We start from the raw sequence: 3,726 nt of genomic DNA on the forward strand, positions 1-3,726 counted from the left end.
AAAGGATTTACCCTTATAGAGCTGGTAATGATAATCGTGATTATCGGTATCTTAGCTGCTGTGGCAATACCCAGGTATATAGACCTACAGGCTGATGCTCAGGCTGCAAATAACATCGCTTACGTAGGAGCATTGCGGAGCGCCATTGCCATGCGTTTTGGAGAACAGCTTCTGCGGCCCGGGTCAACGCCCGACGTAATCGGGAGTACCGCGATTGAAGCCCCTGCAACAGCCGCAAATATACAAGCGCTGGTTGCAACCGCTATACCTTCGACTCTCGTGGCAACTGCAGGTGCTTGCGGAACTGGTCTGTGGACTGGGTTACAACCCAGCGTCGGCGGTGCTGCCCCAGCCTCAGGCACATGGACATTAACTTGTGGAGCCACGGCAAACGACCCAATTAGCATTAGCGGTCCATAAGAAGATTTAGATAAAGAGAAAGGGTAAAAAAGGGGACGGTTCTATTTTAGAATCGCTCCCCTTTTTTTATTTGCCCCTAAATACGGCTGGGCTTGTTTTCGTCGTTCCAATCACTCTAAACAAATCAACCTATCCAATTATTCAATTCCAGCCCTTCTATGTTTTCAAAATGCTTTAGATTATTTGTCACAAGGATGGCGCTATGTGTTATGGCAGTTGCAGCAATCAACGCATCAACCTCTCCTGTAGGTTTTCCCATTACTCTAAGTTTGCTCTTAATGTCTCCAAACTTTGTAGCACAGGAAAGGTCAAAAGGGATTATACGGATTACCTCTGTAAACCTGGATAGTTTTTCCAGGTTTCGCTGGGGGTTCTGGGATGCCTTGGCTCCATAGTTGAGTTCAGCAATTACGATAGTACTGACAGCAATTTCTTCGATATGTGAAAGGATTTTGTTTTTGACCGTCTGGTTACCTTTAAAGTAAGCGATAATTATATTGGTGTCAAGCAGGAACATCAAAATTTTACTTCTCTGCCCTTGTATGAGTGCCTCTGAAGGTCAATTTCCCTGAAGATAACATCTATGCTTTTGTCATCAGCCCACGAGCCGCACAGAGATTCGATGATGGTTTTTTTTTCTTTAATACTTTCCTTTTTCTGCTTGGAAACCAAAAATGCAACGAAATCATTAATCTCGTTAAGAAGTTCAGGGTTCAACAATTCAATTTCTTTTTTAAGCTTTTCAGCATTTGTCATTGCTTGTCTCCTGCTGACTATAATTTACCATACTACCTTCTATCTTGCAATTGCCTTCGCCGTATCTCTTCAATGGTGTCCTTATAAAGATCGCTTCTGTCAGGCCTTAGCTCAATGGCTTTCATGGCAAGGCCCTCTGCCTCATCGAGTTTTTTCCCCTGCGCAGCATAAAGCCATGCTAAGTTATTGTAAGCATCTGCCATCAGAGGGTCTCTGTCGATGGCTTTTTTATAGTATTCCTCTGCCTTTTCCATTTCTCTTTTCTGGGAATAAACATTTCCAATATACAGGAGGGCAATTGGATTTTTCTTTGCAGCCTTTTTGTATTCATCTATTGCCTCATCATATTCCCCTTTTTTTTCGTAAGCCACACCTAAATTAATATGTTCCTCAGGGGTAAGGGGGTCTTTTAAGATTACGAGCCTCGGCAAAGCGCAGGCTGATAGTAAAGAGTAAACAGTAATCAGTAAGCAGAGCAGTGTAACCCGTAACTTATAACTCATAACTTTTAACTCTTCCTCGGCTTTATCAGCAGGCTCCAGTAATTTCCCTTTTTCCATGCCTTTAAAAAGTCGTCATAAGGAATGAGTTTTGCCTGCTGCCTGCCTGAGTGCGCTATTACACCCTGGGGATTATAACCAATTACTACCATGAAGTGATTTGCCTGATAAAAAGCAACGCCATAGTCAACGAGGACTATTAAGGGATAACCCTTTGAAAGTGTACCTTTTAAATCATCTATGTTCCCCCTGTAGTCTTTTGCATCAAAACCCCTGCCGAGGGCATAAATGATAAGGTCGATGGTAAGTGTTCCCCGTGCTTTTTCTAAGGCTACATCCCGCGTTATTCTCTCTGGAGTTACCGCAATCCCCCAGAAGTTCAGCACGCTTGCGAGAGACGAAGGCCCGCACTGATAATCTTCTTGCGGGTAAAATGGGACATTTTTTATCAGTACTTCTGAAGTAGTTTCTGGTGTCCTGTCCTGGATTGTAGCACAGGAACTGAGTATCGCTATGAGTAATAAAATTGCGAAAGTTTTCATTATTGAGTCTCTGCCTGAGGCGGATACAAAAGTACAGAAGTGCAGAAGCGCAGAAGAAAAAACTTCCGCACTTCCGAACTTCTGTACTTCAGCCTGAGAATTTTTACTTTGTCACCAACACCTTATGCCCTGTGAGGTGTAATATCAGTACCACAAGGAGAATTATCACAAGAAGGGCTATGATTATCCCTAAGGCATCATCCTGCCCTATCCTTAAATCATCGATTTTCGTAGCCAGTTGATGTATTTGCTGGTCACTGAGCTGGTCAAGCCTTGCTGTAAGCTCTTCCTGATTCAACCCGAGGGCCTGGAGCCTTTCCTTTACAACCTTGATTTCTAAGGTCTTTTGAATCTTCTCAATGTCAGCGGCCCTGTCAAAGGCCACGACCTCAGAGGGCACAAAGGCTGTATCTCCAACTCTTGGAAGCACTGAAATAATAAATAAAGCTATTACGAGGTACAATGCGATTGGTTTTTTAAGGGGCATATACATTCCAATCACCTCCTTCCTTATTAAAATTTAGCTTAGACAAAGCTTATTAGCTACCACTAACTATTCCGAGATTTTAAAAAACAGAGATTGCTTCTATCTCCAGTGTTGTGAAAATTATACGGGATTTTAAAAAAAATTCAATAGAAATTTTAAATCTTTAAGGCCAGTTTATAATTTCACCATAATCTTGTTATTACCCTAAAACAGAGATAGAAATTCCTTAAAGTCCCCTCTCCCTTGACGGGAGAGGGGTGAGGGTGAGGGTGAGGGGAATTATAAGAAAGAGACATCTTCTAAATCGGGATTTGGGTATTATATAATCTATTTTGAGACAAACCATTCAACGACTTAAGGAGGCCAGATGAAAAATAGTATTAATATGTGTATATTTGCACTTATGGTCATTTTACTCTTTACAACCAACGATTCTTTTGCTATTCAGAAACATCTGAAGACAGAAGCGATGAAAGATACTGATATTACAGGGGTCTTCACTCTTATACTTTACGGGGGCAGACACTCTGATGACATAGAGACCATTGTCATTCTTGATAAGGAAGGAGACCGGTATGACTTCGAGCCATATGCGCCTGAATATGACTACAAGATAAAAAGAGGCATCTCTGATAGGGAAGCACTTGATGAGGCAGAGAGGTTTGTTAGCTGGCATCCCTCATTTCATCGCTCCCAGTTAAGCAGGATTATTGATGAAAAAGGCAATACCATTGGGTATGAATTGAGACCATTGTATATGCCTTTGACTTTTGGTGTTTCTGATGTCCTCGATGTTGATTACAGAATTAAAGATGGCAAGGTGATTATTACAATAAAACTTATACCATCAGTTGAAAAAATGCTTCGTGATGGAGATGGATTGAAAAACAGGTCAGGTAATTAGCAGCCTGTTGAAAAAGTGTTTATTTGTCCGCCAGAATGTCATTCCTGCGAAACAGGCTGTTGCAGAATGTCGTTTTTGTCACCCTGAATTCATTTCAGGGTCTCATAACCTATTGAT

Annotated in this window: 7 protein-coding genes; 2 read left to right on the forward strand and 5 right to left on the reverse strand. The window is 41.8% G+C overall.

Annotation, left to right across the window (positions count from 1 at the left end; genetic code table 11):
* Positions 1 to 420, forward strand: a 420-nt coding sequence (locus HZC12_08435; protein ID MBI5026731.1) for a prepilin-type N-terminal cleavage/methylation domain-containing protein, incomplete at its 5' end; no start/stop codon positions are given.
* A gap of 124 nt (positions 421 to 544) precedes the next feature.
* On the opposite strand, the gene HZC12_08440 is transcribed toward HZC12_08435, so the two are convergent.
* The 5 genes from HZC12_08440 to HZC12_08460 all read right to left on the reverse strand — a co-directional run bounded on the left by HZC12_08440 (position 545) and on the right by HZC12_08460 (position 2,705).
* Positions 545 to 937, reverse strand: a complete 393-nt coding sequence (locus HZC12_08440; GenBank protein MBI5026732.1) for a PIN domain-containing protein — start codon at positions 935 to 937, stop codon at positions 545 to 547.
* Complete coding sequence (locus tag HZC12_08445) at positions 937 to 1,176, reverse strand: DUF2281 domain-containing protein (protein MBI5026733.1); 240 nt, start codon at positions 1,174 to 1,176, stop codon at positions 937 to 939. The genes HZC12_08440 and HZC12_08445 overlap by 1 nt, the downstream gene beginning before the upstream one ends.
* A gap of 32 nt (positions 1,177 to 1,208) precedes the next feature.
* Positions 1,209 to 1,736 carry a tetratricopeptide repeat protein gene (locus HZC12_08450; protein MBI5026734.1) on the reverse strand — a complete coding sequence of 176 codons (528 nt, stop codon included), beginning with the start codon at positions 1,734 to 1,736 and terminating at the stop codon, positions 1,209 to 1,211.
* Positions 1,685 to 2,218, reverse strand: coding sequence for a peptidase C39 family protein (locus HZC12_08455; GenBank protein MBI5026735.1), 534 nt, complete (start codon positions 2,216 to 2,218; stop codon positions 1,685 to 1,687). The genes HZC12_08450 and HZC12_08455 overlap by 52 nt, the downstream gene beginning before the upstream one ends.
* A gap of 103 nt (positions 2,219 to 2,321) precedes the next feature.
* Positions 2,322 to 2,705, reverse strand: coding sequence for a PA2779 family protein (locus HZC12_08460; protein ID MBI5026736.1), 384 nt, complete (start codon positions 2,703 to 2,705; stop codon positions 2,322 to 2,324).
* A gap of 367 nt (positions 2,706 to 3,072) precedes the next feature.
* On the opposite strand from HZC12_08460, the gene HZC12_08465 reads away from it, so the two are divergent.
* A complete protein-coding gene (locus tag HZC12_08465) occupies positions 3,073 to 3,609 on the forward strand; it encodes a hypothetical protein (GenBank protein ID MBI5026737.1) in 537 nt (178 codons plus the stop codon).
* Positions 3,610 to 3,726 lie beyond the last annotated feature (117 nt).

It is taken from the genome of Nitrospirota bacterium, from assembly GCA_016214385.1.
Lineage (GTDB): Bacteria > Nitrospirota > Thermodesulfovibrionia > UBA6902 > JACROP01 > JACROP01.